Raw genomic sequence first — 21,967 nt, 5'->3', positions numbered from 1 at the left:
ATCAATTGGCACGCTTTGGTTTGGATATAGCCGACTTGCAGTTATGGCTCAATGCTGCGACAGGTGGAGAAACCGCTGGAATGATTTTTGAGGGCGACAGACGCTTTAAAATTGTCGTGCGATATGCCGACGACATTCGAAATGAACTCACTCAGCTTGAGACCATTCCCATCGTTACGCCCTCTGGTGAGCATGTACCGATAAGCGAATTAGCCACACTGGCATTTAAAGAAGTACCTAGCCAAATAAGCCGGGAGAATGGCAAACGTAGTATTGTTGTCACAGCAAATGTGCGTGACAGAGATATTGGCACTTTTGTTGAAGAAGCTCAGGTGAGAATTAATGATGAAGTAGATTTACCTGCTGGTTATTGGCTCGACTATGGTGGAACCTTTGAGCAGCTCGAAAGTGCGAGTCAACGATTGACGATTGTGGTACCGGTTACGTTGTTTGTGATTTTGACAATGCTGGTAATTGCGTTTGGTTCTATACGCGATGCGTTGATTATCTTCACAGGTATCCCTTTGGCATTAACAGGCGGTGTAATGTCTCTTTGGTTAAGGGATATGCCTTTATCCATATCCGCGTCGGTAGGATTTATCGCGTTGTCTGGGATTGCCGTATTAAACGGATTGGTAATGCTGTCCTTCATCAAGCAACGTTTGCTAAAAACCGGAGAATTAGTGAATAGCATTGTTGAAGGGGCACTTATTCGCTTGCGTCCGGTATTAATGACAGCACTAGTGGCAAGCCTTGGATTTGTGCCCATGGCGCTCAATACGGGCATAGGTGCAGAGGTGCAACGGCCTTTGGCCACGGTGGTCATCGGCGGGATAATATCGTCAACCTTGCTAACACTGGTAGTGCTGCCTGTACTCTATCGACTCGTGCATAGTAAAGGGGATCAGTAGTGTTCTTGGGCATTTATTCGTAAATGCCCAAGTTTTACCTGAACGATTTTTAGGTACCTATTGACTCTTTATTAAGTATAGACTTTACAATCATATTCTTAACGTCATGTACGATAAGGATAGATATGGTTTCGCTTATTTTAATTAGTAGTTTTTTGGCGCTAGCCGCCCTCGGTAGAAGCTTTGTTCAATATAAGAGAAATGGTGATTTTGGTATAAGAGCAGCATCTATAAACGCACCATTAATAGAAATTGTACCAGGGGCTATATTCGTGGTTACGTTTTGCTTTGCATTTGGTCTAGTTCTTTTTGGTTACTTAGGACGTGCGCCCCTACTATTTGTTCCTTCAATTCCATTTCAGCTTCTCGGCTCCTTGATTGGCGCCTGCGGAATTGCTGTAACTTTGTTGTCTCAAATTCAAATGGGAGATTCATGGCGTATTGGCGTTGACCAGCAAGAAACGACTGCACTTATTACCCACGGGATTTACGCAAAGTCTCGCAACCCCATTTACTTTGGTATTTTTCTATTTTGGGCAGGGGTGTGTATAACGTTCCCACATTTGCTGCTTTGGGCATGTGCTTTTGTATGTTGGATTTGCATTGAAGTGATTGTTCGACAAATTGAAGAGCCTTATTTGAAGAAAGTGCATGGCGATGATTTTCTAAAATATAAGTCTGACACTAACCGATACATACCTAAGCTTTCACGCTTTAAGTTTTGACGCTTAAATAAGTAATGGCGCAGGCTGCTTTATATGCATAAACTAACGAACGGTATCTTTTAACGTCCATTTTTATGAACTGTCGTTATTCTTAAATAAAGTGAGCCGACTGATTATGTTTGCAAGCCCGTTCTCGATTAGCGTGAGTTCATTGTCAATTAAAGTGAGTCAGGCACCGGTCATATTCTCACTTAATGTGAGTCCAAAATGTACGATGTAATCAAGTCAGAGGGATTATGTTCGCGAGCCACTACAGCTAACCTTCAGTCCTTTAATATATTCTGCCTGACACTCGACAGATGCAGTTGCTATGTTGGAAGTCATTGCCAGGGTTGTTATCAATAGAATATCTTTCATGATGCTTCTTTGGATTTTAACTGCTGTTAGGCTTGTAGAGTCCTGCTGCACCTCGAAGCGCAGTAATTAGTAGATTACTGTCTGAATATTCCGTTTGTTTCTGAAGCTGAGACAGGACAAGGCTCGATACCTGGAATGTCTGGCCAATAGGAATTGGCAGCGCAAATGCACTACCGCTTCCTTGTGTGGCAGAGACAAAAAGCTTATTGGGTTGTCGCTCGATGAAGATGCCCTTGCCACTGCGCTTGAAGTGAGCTTTGGGAAGATAGCCAAGGCATACGGCAGCCATGATCGGCAACTCAGTGTCGCTCAATTGAACAGTTATCTTCCTCGCCCAGATGACGTTTTCACCTTGTCTCGGGGCGACATCGAGATTTACCGTATGTCCGTGCGGTACGCCTTTCACAAGAAGCGGGGTGGCCTCGACCGTTAGAGCTGCATTGGAGCCAAAACAGCGAACTTTTGGCTGATCTGATGGGCTTAATTCAGCTTCATTGTGCATATCGATACAGGTCCAACGCCAGAATAAGTGGCTCTTCCTCGATTCCAGATTCTTGGGCCGGGCGTCGTCGTTGATCGCCAGAATTTTCTGGGTAGGTTTTTCTGTTGTGCAATCACGATCCCTGAAATAGGGCATGATTTTCTGACGATGCTGCCATCCTCAAGGTAGGCATAGTTTGCACGGAGCTGATTGGGTAGCGTTGATTTCTTCACCAGAATCTCGCCTGGATTGCATTTGTTTAACAAATCAACGGCAGTTTGAGACGCACCCTGACCAGGTAGCTTTTTTGCCATCTCGATAGCTTCCTGGAGAGTAACCTTCTTGATCCGGGCATGGTTAGTCGCCCACGTCCAGCTAAACACATCCAGCGCCGGTGGCATGATTCTGATCTGTGCGTAACATCTCTTGAGGTCTAGCGAGCCGATACCAGCAGTGCCCATTGCCTTTTTGAGCGCCTCAGTCCTGTAACCTTTTTCGGTGACTTCATCCCTGATCAGCTTGGAGATTCTCGATACAGAAGCGTCAGTCTCTTTCTGGAAATTGCGTATGGCCATCACCGCATCTTTGAAGGCAGCTTTTGCGGCGTTCAAATGTTCCACGGCAGCTACCGTTTCCGGTGAGGCACAGACAATTCCTGCTTCTGGCACATGCTCCCCCTCATCGGCCACAAACAACTGCGTCATCGACTTAATAGCCGCCTCCCGTGCTTCATTGGACTCCTTGTCCTTGTCTTCCATCCCGAACGTGGGGATATAAACGGGGTAGCTTTCCCGGTCCGAACGGACCGCGCCACTTAACGTCAGGCAGGCCTCGGCCAACACCTGGTAAGCCTCGTAAAGCACCCTGATGTATTCCGCAGGTAAGACGGCTGTATTGTCATGAGTTTGGATATTCATTCCACCACCACACTGGACAGCAAGTCCAAACTACATTAGTAATATGTATAGAATACTAGATAAGCAAATGTAAGCCAGTCTTGCAACGAATATTAATCACTGAAGGAATTGAATATGCACACCATTGAAATGGCTCTCAATATGCTGCGGATTGGACATCTCATCGAATGCGAGATCGTACCGTCCGACAAGGAAGTAGGAGCATATAACGTAGTGACGATTGCCCAGCAGGGACAGGGCGGCGATCGTTACCTAGTTACGGATGACGCTGGGCGAGTGATAGAGTGCAGAAGCACAAGTTACGCAAAATCAGTCGCAGCAAGGATAGGTTTTCAGGATGCCCAAATTAAGGCAGCATCCTGAAGCTAGGCCAAGACAGCATAAATAAAACAGGTATACTATACCAGATCAGCAAGGGGTATTCTTTATTGGTGCCACACCCCAGCCTTCGTGCAAAATTCAGATTGCGCCCCTTCTTTTTCCTTACCTTTCCTTTATTTTCCTTCTGTTTCCTTGGCACTCGCGAGGCTACGCCTCCCGGTGCAGGGGTCAATCAGTAAGGTAGGGATTACTCGGGAGTGTCGATCGGAGTGAGGGGGTGAGGCTGGCGCTTGGTCGCTCCCTAATGCTGATCTGGTATAGTAGTTGTTATCAAAAATAGCTCGTAGGACTTGAATTACGCGCAGTTACCTGTATTATGCGTAATTATGCAATTGGCGCGTAATCCCGCGTAAGTCACAAAACAAATATAGAGGTCCTTTTTATGGAAGGGTGGCACTATCCACGAACAGAGCTGGCAGAACAATACCTTGGCCTACTGGCCCTCGGTATCTCATCAAGCCTAGCGATCATAGCCCCTCGACGTAAAGGAAAGACGCTATTCATCCTTCAGGATCTCGCGCCACTATCGCAGAAGAAAAACTACATCCCTGTCTATGCGAGTCTATGGCAAAACATCAATGCCCCCCATGAAGGACTGATCGCAGCCCTGGAAGATGCCATTGCGGCGCTCGATAAAAAAGCGACCTTCAGCCGGTTGCTCAAGGCCAAAATCAAAAAGACCACCGTAAGCAACGAGCTGCTGGGGAAAATGGAAGTAGAGTTTGCCGACAATCCGAGTAAACCAACCAGCAAAGAACTCGCCTATCTCGATCAGTTACTCAGTATGCTGGTCGAAAAGGCTGGCAAGAAAACGGTTTTGCTACTGATTGATGAAGTGCAACATCTAACAACGTCCACCCAGTTTGACCCGCTTGCTCACACGCTCCGGACCATGCTGGACAAGCGCCAAGGCAAGGTAAAAAGCATTTTTACCGGCTCCTCCAGACACTATCTGGATCTGCTGCTGAACGAATCAAAGTCACCGTTCTACCACTTCGTTGAACAACACGATTTTCCAGACCTCGATGATCAATTCATTGAATTTCTGAGAGACAAGCTGGCCAAAAACCACCAGATCACTATTGCCATTCAACCATTACGCAAGGCCTTCCTGGACTTGGATCAGTCACCGTACTGGATGATGAAGCTGATCGCCCAAATGATTACCTTCAAGGCTACTGTTGAGGAAGCCTTGGAATATGTGCTTCAGCTTATGGAAGCAACCGAAGATTTCGAGGGCATATCAAAGAGACTGAAGCCGATCGACCGGCTTGTGTTTCTGGCGCTTTGCAAGGGTACAAACCCCTTCTCAAAAGAGCTAATGGCCAGAATCGACAAGGAAACCGATGTTAAAGGCGTCGCTTCTAATATCCAGCGTGCCATCAAGCGTCTATCGGAAGCCAGTCTAATCAGCCAGACCCGAAAGGACGGGTACAACATTGAAAAGCCTGGTTTGAAGCGCTACTTGAGGTCCGGCCGGTAAAAGCGTTGAATTTAGCCACTTCACCCCTAAGGCATTGAAACATAGAGATATTTACTCTCCAGTCTATAACGATTCCTGAAGCTGTTTAAACTGCCCCTGGATCACCGCCTTTTCCTGAAGAATCACCTTATTCTCGTCGATCAGAAACGCCGCTTTATCTTGGGTGGTTTTCAATTCGGCTTTGGCGGTCTCCAATGCATGGGATAATACGGCCACTTGCTTATCGGCATCTGCTTTCTGAGTGGTGAGCGCGGCCATGTTTTCCGCCAATTGCTCTTTTTTATGCTGGTATTCCCGGCACTTTGTCACGGCTTCTTCACACTCGTGTTTCAGGTTCTGGATATCCTCTATCTTGCAGTTCAAGTCGCTGTGTAGCGTCGCATTGGCCTGTTTTAATTCATCGGCATTGCGTTGTAACTGCGCATTAGCGTCAAATAGCTCTGACGCTCTCGACTCAGCCTGAGCGAGCCGGTGTTGCAGATCCTGAATCTGATCATTCAACCCCTGGTTCACTATACGGAACTGTTCGCGCTCCTGCTGGCGGTCTTCGGCAGTTCGCTGCTGGTAATGTTCGAAATGATCGCGAATATCCCGGTTTTCCTGCTTGAGTTCGGCAACGCTTTCTTTCAATTCAGTGATCCGTGCAAGAGCTTCATCCCGCTGGGACTCGGCTTTGGCCAGGCCGACACGGGCATCTTCCAGGGACTTGTCTTGCTGGCTTTTTTTCTCTGTAACACGTAGTAGTTGGTCGTCCAGATCTTGTTGGCGAGCGGTAAGCTGCGCGATGGTGTTGCGGGCCTCGGTCAGTTCTTTTCGTAGTTCATCATTCGAAGCCTTGAATTCGTCGCGAGCCTGTTCGATCCGATGGTCGCTCATCTGCTGCACCCGCTCATGCAGGGACTTTACCACTTCGACGAGTTCGTTCGGCAGTCCACTGACATCGGCCGCCGCCCCATTGTCTGACCGCCAACGTTTGAGCAACGGCGCGATGGTGCTTTTTCTGCCGGTACCGAGCTGTTCCCGCACTCGGTCCACCGTGGGTTCTTGGCGCTGGTTTTTAATGACTTCGGCGGCTTTAGCAACATCGTGGTAAGTGACTCCAGGGGTCAGCTCACGAAACGGAAAAAATCGTACGCTAAGACCTCTGCAGTGTTCGTAACGATCGGTACTTTCCTTGTTCGACCTGTTTGTCCTGCTGCCAGATATAGTCGCCGGTCAGGTTGATGTGCTCCCAGCCCAAGGGAGAAAGATGCCGCAGAAGCGTCTCGTCGATATCCCGGCCGTCTTCGCGCAGTGCTTGAACCGCCCGCTCCATATAAACCGTATTCCAAAGGATAATAGCGCTGACGACGAGATTGAGTCCGCTTGCACGGTAGCGTTGATTCTCGTAACTGCGATCGCGGAGTTCACCGAGCCGGTTCAGGAAGACGGCACGAGCCAGCGCGTTCTTAGCCTCGCCCTTATTCAAACCAACCTGCACGCGGCGACGCAGTTCGACGTTTTGCATCCAGTCGAGTGCGAATAATGTTCGCTCAATGCGGCCCAGCTCGCGCAATGCGATCGCGAGGCCATTCTGACGCGGATAGCTCCCGAGCTTGCGCAGCATCAGTGATGCGGTGACAGTGCCCTGCTTAATCGATGCCGCCAAACGAAGGATTTCGTCCCAATGCGTCCGAATGTGTTTTACGTTGATGCGACCGCCGATTAGGCCTGCGAGTGTCGGATACTGTTTTGTGTCACCATTTATGTACAGACGACGGTCGGCTAAATCACGAATACGCGGGGCGAAGCGGTACCCAAGCAAGTGCATCAAGGCGAACACATGATCGGTAAAGCCAGCCGTGTCCGTATAGTGCTCCTCTATCCGAAGGTCGGACTCGTGGTACAGCAAACCATCCAGAACATGAGTGGCATCGCGAACAGTGGCGTTAATGACCTTGGAATGAAACGGCGCGTACTGGTCCGAGATATGCGTGTAGAACTGTACGCCCGGCTCCTGACCGTATTTCAAATTTACATGGCCAGCAAATTGACCGCGACCGCCGGCTTTGAAGTTCTGGCCATCCGATGATGACGTGGTGCCATCACCCCAGTATGCGGCGAACGATTGGCGAGAATGAGCGTTGACCAGGCTCCCCAATCCCGCTGAATACGTTTCATCGCGTATGTGCCACGCCTGGAGCCACGTCAGCTTAGCGTAGGTGGTGCCAGGGCAGGACTCAGCCATCTTGGATAGCCCCAGGTTGATCGCATCAGCCAGGATCGTCGTGAGTAGTAGCTGTCGATCCCCAGCGGTTGCGCCGCTTTTGAGGTGAGTGAAGTGTTGCGTGAAGCCCGTCCAGTTATCGACTTCCAACAACAGTTCGGTGATCTTCAAGTGCGGCAACCGACTATAGGCCTGTTGCATCAGCGCTTCCGCCGCATCAGGCACGGCGTTGTCCAATGGCGTGATTCTTAGGCGGCCCGAGGGTGAGATACCTGCATCGGGTAACTGGTCGGCGAAGGCCAGGCGTTCTACGGTGATCAACTTCTGGTCCAGCGTTGCCAATCGCGATTCCAAGTAGTTATCGCAATTCGTTTCAACCGCCAATCCGAGCTTTCGATCTTCACGCTGACCCTCGAACCGTGTCGGCGGCAACAGGTAATCCTCGAAATCCTTAAACTGCCGCGAATCCTGGACCCAGATGTCCCCGGAACGTAGCGCATTTTTGAGCTCGGATAGCACGCACAGTTCATAGAAGCGTCGGTCAATTCCGTCCGGTGTGTACACCAGACTTTCCCAGCGCTTGCGGATAAAGCCAGTCGGGGCGTCATCCGGCACTTTACGAGACTGGTGCTGATTCATGTTCTTTAGCAGCTCGATCCCGGCGTGTAACTCGCGCGCCGCCGGTGCGGCCTTCATATCCAGTGCATCCAGAAGCGTCGGCGTGTAACGCCGCAGCGAGTTGAAGCCACTACCAATTAAAGCGAGGTAATCGAAGTCTTCTGACTGGGCCAGCTTTTCCGCTTCGGTGATGCTTGCACTGAATACCTCCCATGGCATGATCGCCTCAATGGCGGCATACGGATCGCTTCCGGTCTGTTTGGCATCGAGCAGTGCGCGCCCAACACGCGAGTACAGACGTACCTTATTATTAATTTCCTTGCCGGAGCGCTAGAAGCGCTCAGCATGTGTACGCTTGGCCTTGCTGAACAGCGAGCCCATAAAGCGATCATGTAGGTCAATGATCTCGTCAATCAGCGTGGCTCGTGTATCGAGTATGATTGCCACTAGTGTGGCGTAGCGACGGCTCGATTCAAGGTCCCGCAAGTGCTGGGCGGTCATTTGCCCGCCTTCACGGGCGAGCTTCAGCAGACGGTTCTGGTGGATGGTATGTTCAAGCCCAACCGGGAGGTTGAGCTCGCGCACGGTCTGTAATCGTTGGAGGTGGAACAGAATATGTTTGGGCCTCGGTGGTCCGGGAGACTGGCGCAGCCAGACGAGTGCACTACTCGACATATCCTTGCGAATCGCCAGCAACTGCTCGAAGGCGCGGCGATGCTGATTGGTCAATAGCGCGGTTAACGTTTCATACACGAGTCGGGTGCCTCGCGTGAGCGCTTCGCTGCACATGCGTTCGATGACATCCAGCGGCGGCAAAATGATGCGTTGTTGTCTAAGCAACTTGACCAGCGCTTCAGCCAGAACGATGCCGCGATCCGTTTGTTGGGCCAGGTCGACAATGGAGTCAATAAACCGCCGGTAGTCATCGCCGCTGAGCGAAGACAGGTTCAACCAGGCCTGCAATTCGACCAGATGCTCCCGTCGCGTTTCAGGCCTCTTGGCGTAGCGCGGCCAAATCTCAGGCCCAATGCTCAACTGCTGGCCGATGAGCGTTAATAAGGAGGCTGGTGGCTCGGCATTGGTGGGTAGCGCGATACCGGGATAGCGCAGATAACATAACTGGACCGCGAAACCGAATCGGTTGTGCGGGCCACGCCGCTGCCGAATCGCCGACAAGTCCGATTCGGAGAAAGTGTAGTGTTGGATGAGCGTGTCGTCCGTCTCTGGAAACGAGAGCAAGCTATCCCGCTCAGCGGCGGTCAATAGGCGACGGCGGGGCATAGTCAGTCAACCGTTTTCAGGTATTGGTACAGCGTCTCGCGGCTGATGCCGAATTCACGGGCCAGCGCCGCCTTTTGTTCACTGTTTGCAACGCGCTGCCGGAGTTCGACGATCTTTTCGGGAGAGAGGGCTTTCTTGCGACCGCGATACGCTCCACGCTTTCGAGCCAGTGCGATGCCTTCGCGCTGCCGCTCGCGTATCAATGCACGCTCGAACTCGGCAAATGCGCCCATGACGGAAAGCATGAGGTTGGCCATCGGCGACGCTTCGCCGGTGAAAGTCAGGCTTTCTTTGATGAATTCGATGCGGACACCCCGTTGGGTCAACGTGTGGACCAGGCGACGCAGGTCGTCAAGGTTGCGCGCGAGACGGTCCATGCTATGGACGACGACGGTATCGCCTTCGCGGACAAAGGTGATCAGTCGATCCAACTCGGGTCGTTGGGTATCCTTGCCGGACGCTTTGTCCGTGAACACCCGATCAACCGCGACCTGCTCAAGCTGGCGTTCCGGATTTTGATCAAGACTGCTGACTCGGATATAACCGATGCGCTGACCTTTCAAAACCCGCTCCCCCGTCGAAGTGTCAAGAGAACTCTAAGACCCCTCGCAACAAACGTCAACTATTTCTATATACCACCCTATTCTGACGCATGTACCACTCAATGCCTGACGCCTGGTTAGGGTGTAGTTCAAACTGACAGCGAATACCGGCAGGCTGCACATTAAACTCGGAGGATTTTTTTTGCGAAGACTCTGAACACGAACTAGGCTGGGATCGAAATGCCACTTGCATACTGCCGGATCATTTGGACGATTGATTCACTCTGCTGAGTAAAAATCATTATGCGAGAGCTTTTCCGCTACTTTTTCCATCGCCTCCGGTTGCCGTAACACCGTACTCAAAACCATTTGTTCAGCGTAATTATCTTGTGGCGTTTTCATATCATCTTTCCCCGATTTTTTTGGTGAAAGACAACAGGCTTTTGGACGCCACAACGTTCGCTAAAAATGAAAAAAAATCAAAACCACCTAGAATCAAGTGCAAATCACATATTAAACAGTCACTTAAAAATCTTTGTGGCTTTTGAGATTCCCTAAAACACGACCAGCTGAATACTAAATCGTCGCGGCTTCAATCATGGCCAGTGATTACTTAATAAGTAGTTAAGGCTACTTTTTAAAAAAAGCTCAACCAATTGGTTGTAACCTCAGGCAAAGATTACATACAGCACTAGCAGGAAAATACTACCAAACACTACTCTAAACACAGTCGGAGACACGTATTTTTTCGCCCATTCTTCAAGCTTGTCAAAGGTATAATCCGCTATACCCTGGCCAAAGGATGTCGCTCCGCAGGCTTTACAATTTCCATATATATCGAGCTGTTGTTTTTTCTTTTTACAGTTTCTGCATGTCCCCACTGTCATTCGCCATCTCCTTTGGGCTGGTTCAAGAAATCAAATTGTCTATAAATCGATCTGAGCTTAATGCTAAGTTATAATTTTGTGAACTCCCAACCAACTATAATCATTAAAAACTACTTTTCCCCCTCAGGTAAAGGTTACAATCCCTCTCAGAAACTTTCAGAATCGCTCAAAAATGGTGGAATTTTTTCCACCTAAAAACTCAGGTTTTTTCGAAGGTTCAGAATTTTTTGTCGCGAGGCAAAGGTCAAAAATTGAAATTTCGGCGTCGGTATTCTGTGACCAATTTTGTCATTAAACGGTCTCAAAAGTGTCGATTTCGACGCAAAATAAAAAGCCACAACACCGCTTAACCCCTTACCATGCCTAGGTTTAACGATTTACCACCGAACCCGTGACTGCCCTCCGGAGGCAGAGGCCACAGGTTCGACTCCTGTCGGGTGCGCCATGCAATGTTCTCACAGCACTTCCCCCTTCTCAGTCGATTATTTTCCTTGTTTTGCACGTGTTACAGATGTGGCTTTCAAATATGTTAGAAATGCAAAATCGAAATCAATCCAGTTTTCAGCAGTTTCAAACATTTCAAAGTTCAATGTGTTAAAGGTTGCCAGTCTGAGTCTTCAAAATAAGCGGGATACTCATCTAATGACTGAATGATAAGAACAACACCTTGCTTTTGATTATGAGCAGACTTCATTTGCTCTACACCGCGCATTATTTTCGCAAGGAGGATATGGAGCTGAGCGTCTGCCTGCGGTTCTAGTTTGCAGTTTTTGAATATAAAATTTAAATGGTCATTTAAGCTTCGCGCCAATTCTTGATATTGAGTAGTAGAAAACTGATTATTATGAATCGCTTCTAAGTTTATTTCTATTTCAGGTTTGAGGCTCGTCATCCCGATGTGCAGACTCTCATCAATAGTCCATCTTTTACCGTGATTCAACGCTAATTCAAGCTTGTGAGTTTGAGCGTCATGCTCATGCTCTTGTGCCTTCACAATTGAAAACTGTAAAGTATTCAAAGCTCCAATAAACGCTACGATATAAAGTATCTTTTTCATATTCATTTCCCGAATAAAACAATTTACGATTTAACCAACATTTGCTCGTATATCGACATCTTATAGTACGCCGCTGAGCAAATACTGTTCTCGATCAATAAGTACATTGGTTTTGTATCTTCATCCAAGCGTATTTGTAGCGTTGTAGTCCTCTGAAAATTCAGCCGAAGGCGAAACTGGAAATGAATACAACGGCAAAGCAGGCCGTCAGCCTGCTTTGCGTCTGCGTGAAGATAGGAATTAGTGCCCCTGCCCTCCAGCAGCGCCATGCACGCCCTCTATATAGTGAATGTAATTGACGTAGTCAGCGACAAAGGCACGCCCCTTATCGCCGCTTTGATCAGCCATGGCCCTTGCACGCTGAGCCTCATGATAACGCTCACGAATACCGTTCTCGATCTTGCGGGTTATATTTGCCACGAGGCGATCAATTTGCCCGTTTTCCAACGCCGCATCCGCCGCCATTAAACCCGGATCAATCTGTCCGGAAGGCTTGATGCCGGTAAAGGGTGCGCCTTCGGAGGCACGATGAACCTCAACGAGCGTCGAGAACAGATGCTGATCGGCAATGTTTTTCGCAGTTTCGCTTTGCCCGCGGACTTGGCGCACATCGGCGAATACCCTTTTGATTTCGGCCTCATCCTTTGCCGGCACCCATTTGAGCAAGGGCTTAACATTGCCTGACTCCAGTGCCGCACGGGCTTCGGTAATCACGGGACCGTCCAGAGCATCACAATGAGCTTGGGCGCTACCGGCAAACATCAGGCTGAAGATTGCTGCGGGAACAGCGGTTTTGCGTAATTTGGTTTTCATACATGACCTCTTCATATTGCGTTGAGCTTCACGCGCACCGGGTTTGGTGGCGCTTGGCAATCAGAGTACGGAAGGGAGGCCAAAGAATCGTTCGCAAGTACGAAACCGAACCGATGCCATGGTTTAGAAATAAAAACCTACAATTCAGCTGTTTAGAGGTTTCAGTATCGGGTGAGAGCGTACTCGAACGCCGGGTAGCCAGGTTCAGGATCGTGGCTAGGGTCGGATATCGCCCTGCAGGGCTCGTCGGCGATATTCACTGGGGGTAAATCCTGTCTCTTTCTTGAAAGCAGTGTTGAATACGGACTTCGAGTTGAAGCCAGAGTCATACATAGTTTGCAGAATATTTGCCTGATTGGCTGCATCGGCCAGGCGCGATTTCGCCTCGTCGATGCGATAGCGACTGACGAACTCAAAGAAATTGCAGCCAAAGCCTTGGTTAATGGCCCGTGAAACCTCTCTTGAAGGGGCGCCCAATTTCCGTGAAAGTTGTTCCAGGGTCAGGTTGGGGTGCAAGTGGGGCTTTTCCTGGTGCATTAACTGTTGGAGCCTAACCTTTAAAGTTTGATCAAACTGCGGCGTGGGCTCTTCTTCCAGCAAGGCGGCCTGGTCTGCTGCCAATCCAGAGAAAACAACGGGTTGGCGAAGAGAGTTTATCATCAGAAAATTGATGAAAATGAAGCCCGTTACAGCGCCAGCGCCGGCCACCCACTCGGTTCCGGGCACGCTTCTAAACACATGCGCTGTAAGGCAGTACATCATGCTCACGGTCCAAGCCACTGCATAGCCGATCAGAAGCGTCCGTAACCACGCAAGTTGTTTGTTTTCAATACTCGAGAAAATCTGTCGAATACCAAGGCCGAAACGGTTAATCGCACGAATAGTCGCGTACAGGTAGCCCAGAAAGACCGCGTGAATAGCGACTGCAAGAAGGGGAGAGGTAAGTACGCCCGGGTGGTCCCGTTCAAGCAGAATCTGAACTTTGGTCTCGCTTGGCTGTAAATAATATTCAATCAGAAAAATTGCGCCGACCACCCAGAAGAGCAACGTGTGCACGAGATGCTTCCCGCGTAACTGGAAATTCTGATACATCAGCGATTGCGCATATAGATAGAGCGTGCCGGCTTGTAAAAGTCCGATGAGTGTTCCGAGGTAGGCGAAGTTTGGGTACTGGAGCGCAAGCCCGCTGCCATAGAGGAAGATCTCTCCCAGCCCGGCGGCGAAGAACACCAGAGTGGCAACCAGGAGTCGGTTAGATATGAGCCCACTGTTGGATGGAAGTAGGAGAAAAACGGCAAGAGCCAGCGATTGAATGATGCTCGTCAGCAGCACAATGTCGGTGAGTGTCAGATACATGCCAGATTCAGCTCCGCTTCAAAACCATCCTGCCGTCCTGTTGCCGGCGATCTGAGATGCAGGGTCATGCCGGCACCTTTAGCAATCGCATCGGCAATCGCGAGGCCCAGGCCAGAACCTGCAGCGTCCGTTTTGGCGCGTGCAAACCGGTTTCTTAAAAGAGCGAGCTGTTCCGGTGGCACTCTTGCACCGCCATTGCAGACCCTTAAAACCCCATTATCGTTCAGGTTGATCTTCACCGGCTCGCTACGGGAACCATGCTTAAGGGCATTCTCGATCAGGTTACGCACCAGGATGGCGAAGGCATCGGGATCAAGAAAGGAGTTCACTTCGCGCTCCGGCAGGGATAAAACAACTCGCCCGGGTGCCTGGGCCTCAAAATCCCGGGCAATCATCGCGAGGATGGGCACAAGATCCTGCTGGCTTTGTGAGAGTGCACCGCCACCTTCTGCTTTTGCCAACTCGAGCAGTTTTCCGGACAGCACCGAGAGACTGCGTAACGCTTCTTCAATTTCTGCAACATCATTCTTGAGATAATCATCGGGCATTCTGGTTTTCAGTCGCTGCACTTTGGCAAGCGCTGTTGCCAGGGGAGTTCGCAATTCATGGGCACTGTTGGCGGTAAAGCTGCGTTCTGATTCGAGAGCACGATGCAAACGCTCAAGCAGCCGGTTGATGGCACCGGCGATTGGTTCAAATTCACGGGGTAACTGCTCTTCTACAACAGGGGACAGATCTCCCGCGCCGCGGGATTCAATGTCTTGCTGAAAATCGACCACCTTACGAAGGGAAAGCCGGACAATCCACCAGACACCCAACAGGCTGACCGGAATCAGCACCAGTAAAGGCAACAGTAAGGCTAATCCCGCCTCCAGAGCGGATTCACGCCGGTGCGCCAAGGGTTCGGCCACTTCAAGATAGATGGTATTGCTGACTGCAGATACGCCATATAGCCGGTGGGTCAGAGTATCTGAAAACCCTTCCGCGGGGGTCCTGCTAAACACGCCAGGGTCGGCATCGTGGGACTGGAGCAGAATATTTCCAGCTTCGTCCCGTACCAGATAGGTCAGGTATTCGTCATGGTCTTTCAGGGCTGGGGCCTTTTGATTGCCCGCGCCGTTCTCATGGTTCAGGATGTCGGTGACCGCCAGTGGCAGTATGCGCTGGGCGGTTTCTTCCAGGGCACTGTCGAAGACCTCGTTCATTTCATGCTGTGCCACCAGTCCCGAAGCGGTCACGCCCAACAGCCAGAGTAGGGTGACACCGAGTGTCAGGCCGATACCGAGTGTTTTTTGCAGGCTGGTTCTAGTGGTCATGTGTTTCCAGGCGATAGCCCATTCCCCTGACGGTTACGATAGCGTCCCGCCCGAGCTTTTTACGCAGACGGCTGACATAAACTTCGATGGTGTTACTTTCGATTTCGGCCCCGAAAGCGTATAGACGATCCTCCAGTTGCGATCGCGATAACAGCATTCCGGGTCGCTGGATAAAGCCCTCAAACAATGCCCACTCCCGTGCCGTAAGTTCTACCGGCAGGCCGTTGCGACTGATGCGGTGATCGCCAAGATCAATCATCAGCTCGCCCACTTGTATAATCGGGCTTGGATTGCCGCGATATCGGCGAGCCACCGCGGCCACGCGGGCCGACAGCTCCGAAAGATCAAAGGGTTTGACCAGGTAGTCGTCAGCACCGGCATTTAATCCTTCAATCCGGTCAGACACCTGATCCCTGGCAGTAAGAATGATCACCGGTGTTGTTTTTCCGGTAGCCCGGAGTGTTCGCAAAAAGCCCAAGCCATGACCGTCGGGGAGCATCAGGTCCAGCAGAATCAGGTCGTAGGGTGTGGTCCTGACACTCGCCTCGGCAAAGCCCAGCGTTTGCACCCAGTCCACAGCGTGGCCGTCGTCCGCAATCTGATCCCGGACCGCCTCGCCCAATCCCACCGTATCCTCCACCAAAAGTACCCGCATCGTTCACCTCTGACCCAGCCCTGGAATCAAGATACTACAGCTCAAACCTGACAGCCAGCTGAATGGTCAATAACGCTTCGATCTCTCTTCACCGACCTTCAGCTGGCTGTCAGGTTTGGGCGCTAGCCTTCGGGGGAATATTCCAGGTACCGATCGCAGGAGATGTGATGATGCGGATGATTTTTCCTTTCGTTGTGTTGGTTTTGGGCCTATGGGCCTGGAACCTCTTTGCAGGTCCTGGGGCCGGTTCTCCCTGGGCAGTCTATGACCAGAGCCTGCTGCTCAGTGGGCTGTTATCCATTGCTCTGATGTCACTGACCATGATGCTGGCTCTGCGCCCAGCCTGGTTGGAGAGACCGCTGGGCGGGTTGGATCAGATCTATCGCACCCACAAATGGGCGGGCATTCTGGCAGTGGTATTCGCGGCAGCTCATTGGCTGATTGAAATGGGTGACGATGTTATAGAGTCGATTTTCGGAAAGGCCGGCAGGCTGCACGATCAGGATTATTCCGGGTTCATCGACACCATGCGCGATGCTGCGGAAGAGGTAGGGGAGTTCGCCGTCTATCTGCTGTTCGCCATGCTGTTGATCACTTTGTGGCGCAAGTTTCCCTACAAATACTGGCGTTATTTGCATCGCGGCATGCCGGTGCTTTATCTGTTGCTCGCTTTCCACGCGGCGTGGCTGACTCCGCTGCAATGGTGGCAGCAGCCAATCGGACTACTGATGGCCATTTTGCTCTTTGGCGGGAGCATCGCCAGCGGGCTATCTCTGACCGGCAGAGTTGGTCGTCGTCGCCAGGTTCGCGGTATGGTCACCGCGATCAAAACACCAGACCGGGACGTCACCGAAGTTACCTGCCACATGGGGCCGGCATGGCCCGGTCACCGTGCGGGGCAATTCGCCTTTGTGACCTTCGACCGGATTGAGGGTGCGCACCCGTTCACCATCGCCAGTGCGGATCGGGAAAATGGCACTGTTACCTTCCTCATCAAATCCCTCGGAGACTTTACCCGCAATCTGAGCCAGAAAATCAGCGTGGGGCAAACCGTAAATATAGAAGGCCCTTACGGCTGTTTTAACTTCGATCGCCGCAACCGCAAATCCCACCAGATCTGGATAGCCGGTGGCATCGGGATCACGCCGTTTCTGGCCTGGCTCGAAGCTCTAAGCAGCGCCACCGACGCCACCGTGCCTGAAGCCGATCTGCATTACTGCACGCGCAACGCCGGCCAGGATTCCATGGTGGATCGACTTCGGGCGCTTTGCGATGGCTTTCCCGGGATACACCTCGAGATTCATGACAGCAGCAAGGGGCAGGGGTTGTCTGCCGAGACGTTGTCTACCAACGGACGCTCGGCAGCAGGCGCAGAGGTCTGGTTCTGCGGCCCGGCAGGGCTGGGGGAAGCCATTAGAAACGGCTTGCGGGCAGCACCCTTCCGCCTGACTCGCTTCCATAAAGAAGCTTTTCAGTTCCGCTGAAATGGCCTCGTTTGTTCAGGTCGTTGTCAGGTTAGCGCCTTAGAGTGGATTTAACACAACCAGCAGGAGAGACACCATGAAGACCAAACCCATTATTCTGAGCCTGTCTTTGTTACTTCTGAGCGGCACCGCACTGGCCGATGACGACTGCGATGATCCGGTGGCGAGTTGGCAGCCCCGTGAAAATCTGCGTGAAAAGCTGGAAGCCGAAGGCTGGACAGTTCACCGAATAAAGGTTGACGACGGTTGTTATGAAGTCCGGGGCCTCGATGCCGATGGGGTCAGGGCAGAAGCCTCTTTCGCGCCCGCTTCATTGACCATGATGAAATGGGAGCGTGAAGACAGTGACGATGAGGAGAGGGACCGCGGCAACAGGAAAAATGGACAGGACAATCCCAAAAGTCAGGCGCCACGCAACGGCATCGTCAAGGGGCGTCCCACGGTTACCGTTGAGTAACTGAGCGAATTTGCCCTGTTCCTTTAACGTTCATCAGGTTTTTGGAGACCATTTATGAAAACGTTTGTTCTCACTTGCAGCCTTTTCGCCGCCTTGGCTTTACCGGTATTCGCCCAGGCCCGTGACGTGACCTTCACTACGGAACTACAGAATTACGGCGGCGATGGAGCCTATCTGGCGCTGTATCTTACCGATGCCGCCGGAGAGTATCAGGGTACCCTTTGGGTTTCCGGGAAGAAATCTAAATACTACAAACACCTGGGAGGCTGGGCCCGGGGCAGTGGGCTTGATCCTGCAGAGTATGACGGCTTGACTGGCGCCAGTGTTACCAGTGGCCGCACGCTGAAAGTGACTCTGAACCTCGATGATTCGCTGATCGACAACGGCTATGAGGTTCGAGTCGACTCTGCTGTTGAAGATATGCGCGATATCAGAGCCGATGTGATAGCCCCCCTGACCACCGAAGGGTCCGGAAAGCCGGTTTCAGGACGTGGTTACGTGCGCGCTCTGACCTACGAGCTTCAATAATCCACCGGGAGCGTCGGCTATGTTGCGCAAGTTCCACAGCTTACCGGGCCTGCTTACTGGTTTGCTTCTGATGGTTCTCTCAGTCACGGGTGCTGTGTTGGCTTTGGCGCCGGTGCTGGAAAGAGCCTCAGCGGTCATTCCGGCTTCCGGTGAAATCAGTATCGCCGAGCTGGCTGACCGGATCGTTGCTCACTATCCCGGGACTGAGCAGATCGTGCGAGAGCCTTCTGGCAAGGTCATTGTCTATTACAGCCGTGACGGCCAGGCCGGTGCGGATCTGGTGAATCCGGTAACAGGTGAGGGCACGCCCTACGAACCTTCCGCATTCTTTGGCTGGATCAAGGATCTGCATCGTGCGTTTATGCTGGATGATGCCGGTAGAGCGCTGGCCGGCGTATTGGCTGTTTTGATGGTGCTTCTGTGTCTTTCGGGAATATTTTTGATAGCCCGGCGTACCGGGGGTTGGAAGAATATATTAAGACCGCTTTCCGGCTCTGGCGGGAAACGAATCCATGCCGAATTGGCCCGGTTTGCCGTGCTCGGCCTACTGTTATCCGCACTGACCGGTGGCTATATGTCGGCACAGCGCTTTGGTTTGCTGCCGGAAGCGCCTGACACAGGGCCAGGGTTTCCGGCTGAGGTCTCGGGCGGGCAACCATCGCCTGTGGGCACCTTAAAAGCGCTAGGCAATTTCGATCTTGGCGAACTCCGGGAACTGGTGTTTCCCTATCCCGGTGATCCGCAGGACGTCTATTCGCTGTCAACCGCCGGCGGCTCCGGATTCGTGGACCAGGCTACGGGCGAGTTGCTGCAGTTCCAGCCGCGCTCTGACAGCGGCGTATTGCAGGACTGGATTGTACGTTTGCACACCGGTGAAGGCCTATGGTGGCTTGGCCTGACTCTTGGCGCTGCGGCACTGACTGTGCCAGCTCTCTCGATAACAGGTGCAACCATCTGGTGGCAGCGTCGCCGGTCTTCAGGGCAGCTTCCTGACAACGCCGATGCCGCTCAGGCGGATACAATTATTCTGGTCGGCTCCGAAGGTAATGCCACCTGGGGATTTGCCCGGGAACTCCATAGCAGCCTGAATAAGGCCGGTTTCCGCGTGCATTGCAGCGAGATGAATGCCCTGGCTAAGCAGTATCCGCAGGCTTCCAGGCTGTTCGTGCTGACTTCGACATACGGCGATGGTGATGCACCCGCATCGGCCCGGCAGTTTATGGCCAGGCTCAAAGAATTCCGGGCTGAGAAGAACCTGCGATACACGGTACTGGGTTTTGGTGACCGGCAGTTTCCGAACTTCTGTCAGTTTGCCTTGTCGGTGGATGCTGCGCTCGCCGGTAAAGGCGTCAGCCGTTTGCACGCCATTGAACTGATTGATCGGTGTTCTGCCTCGCAATTCAGTGAGTGGGGAAACCGGGTTGGTGAGGTTATCGGTACTCCGCTTTTCTTGAACTACTGTGCATTGCAGCCAGCAACGGTCAAACTGGAACTGGTAGAAAGGGCGGATTACGGGATTGTGGTTCAGGCGCCCACCAGTATCTTCCGGTTCAAACCGGCGGAGCAGGGCGGATGGCTAACGGCTTCTCCAAGAAGATTTAAAGCGCTGCCACCGTTCGAGGCGGGAGACCTTTTGGGGGTTATTCCCCCACACGGTCAAGCCCCGCGGTTCTACTCGCTCGCGTCCTCAGCTAGTGACGGGATTGTTGAGATATGCGTCCGCAAGCAGCCCGGCGGTCTATGCTCCGGGTACTTGCATGACCTCAAGCCGGGAGCTTGTATCGATGGTTTTATCCGCCCCAATCCAGGCTTCCGGCCAGCTACAGGTAGCCAGCCAGTTATCCTAATCGGTGCAGGTGCCGGCATTGGTCCGTTAACCGGTTTCATCCGAAAAAATACCAGACGCAACCCTATGTATCTGTACTGGGGCGGTCGCGATTCCAGTTCGGATTTTCTCTACCAACCCGAGCTCGGGCGCTATCTTGACGATCATCGACTGAGCGCGCTGAACACTGCCTTCTCAAGAGCAGACGAGCGCACCTACGTGCAGGATAGGCTAAAGCAGGATGAGTTAGCGGTACAGCAGATGGTTAGCACCGGTGCGCAGATACTGGTCTGTGGTGGCCGGGATATGGCAGCGGCAGTGCGGCAGGTGATAGGAGACATTCTCAAACCCCTGCACATCGATATTGAAACGCTGAGAGGCCAGGGGCGTTATCTTGAAGATGTGTATTGATGGACAAAGCCACAAATGCCGAGCAGAGTCTATAATCCCAAAGCACACCGCATCGCGTCCTGAACAGGAGGCTGAAACATGCCATCCACAGAAAATGACAGACTGCTAAGCGAGCACCAGCCAAATGCCGTTCGTGCACGGCTTGCCGGTCCCGTTAAGGCATCGACACTTCCAGACGCAGTACTTGGCGGCATCGATGGCTGCGTTACAACGTTTGCGGTTGTATCGGGTGCGTTCGGCGCAGGTTTCTCGCCACAGGTTGCGTTGGTACTCGGCTTTGCAAACCTGATTGCAGACGGCTTCAGCATGGCGGTAAGTAATTACGAAGCGGGCCAGGCGCAGTTGAATCAGATCAAATTTGCTGAACGCACAGAACGTGAACATATCCGTGCTGTGCCAGAAGGTGAACGTGAGGAAATTCGCCAGCTGTTTCAGGCGAAGGGATTCGACGGCGAATTGCTGGAGCAAGTAGTGGAGGCTATCAGTCGTAATCCCGATGTGTGGGTAGCAACCATGTTGCGAGAAGAGTACGGACTCTCGGGTGCCGGACTCAGCCCACGCCGAGCCGCGTTGACTACCTTCGCCGCATTTTTGTCGGTTGGTGCTTTACCTTTAGGACCAGCGGGGGCATTTGAACGAAAACCTACGGTTTTGAATCCTGTGGCACCCTCGTAACCGTAGGTTTTCGTTTGATAGCCGTTAATCCCTGTATTTGAGGTTCGGCTGCATTCGGCCGGTAAAAGCGTTGAATTTAGCCACAAAACCTATAACACATTGATAATATGTAGGAATATCAATATTCTTTTTCCACCTGACGTTGGTCGAATCGATGCTTCTCCTTGGCCTGCAGGGTCTTGTGGAAGAACCGACAAATTTGCCAAGTTTGCTCGTTTAGGGGCTGGCAACGATTTCTGCATTTGCAGCCAGACGATCAAAACACATCCATTAAATCGTTATAGCGAACTTTGAAGCTGTTTAAACTGCCCTTGGATCACTGCTTTTTCCTGAAGAATCACCTTATTCTCATCGGTCAGAAATGCCACTTTATCCTGGGCGGTTTTCAGTTCGGCTTTGGTGGTCTCCAGTGCGTGGGATAACACGGCCACTTGCTTATCGACATCTGCTTTCTGAGTGGTGAGCGCGGCCATGTTTTCCGACAATTGCTCATTTTTATGCTGGTATTCCCGGCACCTTGTCACGGCTTCTTCATACTCGTGTTCCAGGTTCTGGATATCTTCCATCTTTGCGTTCAAGTCGCTATTTAGCGCCGCATTGG

Annotated in this window: 19 protein-coding genes and 2 pseudogenes; 9 read left to right on the top strand and 12 right to left on the bottom strand. The window is 51.7% G+C overall.

Annotated elements, in window-relative coordinates; translation table 11 throughout:
- Together C6Y40_RS10390 and C6Y40_RS10385 are read left to right on the top strand one after the other, a co-directional pair.
- The coding region (locus C6Y40_RS10390; RefSeq protein ID WP_170308455.1) for an efflux RND transporter permease subunit at positions 1-911 on the top strand (911 nt) is incomplete at its 5' end.
- Between the two features lie 125 nt (positions 912-1,036).
- Positions 1,037-1,636 (top strand): methyltransferase family protein, encoded by a 600-nt coding sequence (locus tag C6Y40_RS10385; protein WP_105934536.1) that lies wholly within the window; start codon positions 1,037-1,039, stop codon positions 1,634-1,636.
- Positions 1,637-2,009: 373 nt separating this feature from the next.
- On the opposite strand, the gene C6Y40_RS10380 is transcribed toward C6Y40_RS10385, so the two are convergent.
- Together C6Y40_RS10380 and C6Y40_RS24595 are read right to left on the bottom strand one after the other, a co-directional pair.
- Entirely contained in the window at positions 2,010-2,495 is a 486-nt protein-coding gene (locus tag C6Y40_RS10380; protein ID WP_105934538.1) for a hypothetical protein, read from the bottom strand.
- Positions 2,474-3,391, bottom strand: a complete 918-nt coding sequence (locus C6Y40_RS24595; RefSeq protein WP_146129538.1) for a hypothetical protein — start codon at positions 3,389-3,391, stop codon at positions 2,474-2,476. Before C6Y40_RS24595 ends, C6Y40_RS10380 begins: the two co-directional genes overlap by 22 nt.
- Before the next feature lie 114 nt (positions 3,392-3,505).
- Between C6Y40_RS24595 and C6Y40_RS10375 the strand changes: the two genes are divergently transcribed.
- Together C6Y40_RS10375 and C6Y40_RS10370 are read left to right on the top strand one after the other, a co-directional pair.
- Positions 3,506-3,754, top strand: coding sequence for a hypothetical protein (locus tag C6Y40_RS10375; RefSeq protein WP_004748898.1), 249 nt, complete (start codon positions 3,506-3,508; stop codon positions 3,752-3,754).
- A gap of 400 nt (positions 3,755-4,154) precedes the next feature.
- Complete coding sequence (locus C6Y40_RS10370; RefSeq protein ID WP_105934535.1) at positions 4,155-5,255, top strand: ATP-binding protein; 1,101 nt, start codon at positions 4,155-4,157, stop codon at positions 5,253-5,255.
- A gap of 63 nt (positions 5,256-5,318) precedes the next feature.
- On the opposite strand, the gene C6Y40_RS10365 is transcribed toward C6Y40_RS10370, so the two are convergent.
- From C6Y40_RS10365 to C6Y40_RS10320, 9 genes and pseudogenes are all read right to left on the bottom strand, one after another.
- Positions 5,319-6,365 carry a DNA-binding protein gene (locus tag C6Y40_RS10365; RefSeq protein ID WP_105934534.1) on the bottom strand — a complete coding sequence of 349 codons (1,047 nt, stop codon included), beginning with the start codon at positions 6,363-6,365 and terminating at the stop codon, positions 5,319-5,321.
- Positions 6,366-6,390: 25 nt separating this feature from the next.
- A pseudogene (locus tag C6Y40_RS10360) lies at positions 6,391-9,360 on the bottom strand (Tn3 family transposase).
- A 2-nt stretch (positions 9,361-9,362) separates the two neighbouring features.
- A complete protein-coding gene (locus tag C6Y40_RS10355) occupies positions 9,363-9,923 on the bottom strand; it encodes a recombinase family protein (RefSeq protein WP_019677822.1) in 561 nt (186 codons plus the stop codon).
- Between the two features lie 258 nt (positions 9,924-10,181).
- Positions 10,182-10,304, bottom strand: coding sequence for a DnaB-like helicase N-terminal domain-containing protein (locus C6Y40_RS10350; protein WP_104934773.1), 123 nt, complete (start codon positions 10,302-10,304; stop codon positions 10,182-10,184).
- Between the two features lie 1,071 nt (positions 10,305-11,375).
- The gene (locus C6Y40_RS10340) at positions 11,376-11,846 is read right to left on the bottom strand and encodes a hypothetical protein (RefSeq protein ID WP_105934533.1); all 471 of its coding nucleotides are present in this window, start codon (positions 11,844-11,846) and stop codon (positions 11,376-11,378) included.
- 240 nt (positions 11,847-12,086) lie between these two features.
- Complete coding sequence (locus C6Y40_RS10335) at positions 12,087-12,659, bottom strand: DUF6448 family protein (RefSeq protein WP_105934532.1); 573 nt, start codon at positions 12,657-12,659, stop codon at positions 12,087-12,089.
- Between the two features lie 216 nt (positions 12,660-12,875).
- Positions 12,876-14,015, bottom strand: coding sequence for a helix-turn-helix domain-containing protein (locus tag C6Y40_RS10330; RefSeq protein ID WP_019677804.1), 1,140 nt, complete (start codon positions 14,013-14,015; stop codon positions 12,876-12,878).
- On the bottom strand, positions 14,006-15,331 hold the full coding sequence (locus C6Y40_RS10325; RefSeq protein ID WP_105934531.1) for an ATP-binding protein: 1,326 nt from the start codon (positions 15,329-15,331) through the stop codon (positions 14,006-14,008). Before C6Y40_RS10325 ends, C6Y40_RS10330 begins: the two co-directional genes overlap by 10 nt.
- Entirely contained in the window at positions 15,321-15,986 is a 666-nt protein-coding gene (locus tag C6Y40_RS10320) for a response regulator (RefSeq protein WP_019677802.1), read from the bottom strand. The genes C6Y40_RS10325 and C6Y40_RS10320 overlap by 11 nt, the downstream gene beginning before the upstream one ends.
- Before the next feature lie 167 nt (positions 15,987-16,153).
- On the opposite strand from C6Y40_RS10320, the gene C6Y40_RS10315 reads away from it, so the two are divergent.
- The 5 genes from C6Y40_RS10315 (at position 16,154) to C6Y40_RS10295 (ending at position 21,366) form a co-directional block, all read left to right on the top strand.
- The gene (locus C6Y40_RS10315; RefSeq protein WP_105934530.1) at positions 16,154-17,470 is read left to right on the top strand and encodes a ferredoxin reductase family protein; all 1,317 of its coding nucleotides are present in this window, start codon (positions 16,154-16,156) and stop codon (positions 17,468-17,470) included.
- Between the two features lie 76 nt (positions 17,471-17,546).
- On the top strand, positions 17,547-17,927 hold the full coding sequence (locus C6Y40_RS10310; RefSeq protein WP_019677800.1) for a PepSY domain-containing protein: 381 nt from the start codon (positions 17,547-17,549) through the stop codon (positions 17,925-17,927).
- A gap of 54 nt (positions 17,928-17,981) precedes the next feature.
- Positions 17,982-18,455 carry a DUF2271 domain-containing protein gene (locus tag C6Y40_RS10305; protein WP_011784788.1) on the top strand — a complete coding sequence of 158 codons (474 nt, stop codon included), beginning with the start codon at positions 17,982-17,984 and terminating at the stop codon, positions 18,453-18,455.
- A 19-nt stretch (positions 18,456-18,474) separates the two neighbouring features.
- A complete protein-coding gene (locus C6Y40_RS10300) occupies positions 18,475-20,691 on the top strand; it encodes a PepSY domain-containing protein (RefSeq protein WP_105934529.1) in 2,217 nt (738 codons plus the stop codon).
- Between the two features lie 78 nt (positions 20,692-20,769).
- A complete protein-coding gene (locus tag C6Y40_RS10295; RefSeq protein WP_240621906.1) occupies positions 20,770-21,366 on the top strand; it encodes a VIT1/CCC1 transporter family protein in 597 nt (198 codons plus the stop codon).
- Between the two features lie 278 nt (positions 21,367-21,644).
- Here C6Y40_RS10295 and C6Y40_RS24950 read toward each other — a convergent pair.
- A pseudogene (locus C6Y40_RS24950) lies at positions 21,645-21,967 on the bottom strand (chromosome partitioning protein ParA); the annotation flags it as partial.

Origin of the sequence: Marisediminitalea alba, from assembly GCF_002993365.1 — a bacterium.
GTDB lineage: Bacteria > Pseudomonadota > Gammaproteobacteria > Enterobacterales > Alteromonadaceae > Alteromonas > Alteromonas alba.
The sequence above is the reverse complement of the archived record's forward strand: the minus strand, read 5'-3'. Positions and strand labels throughout refer to the sequence as shown.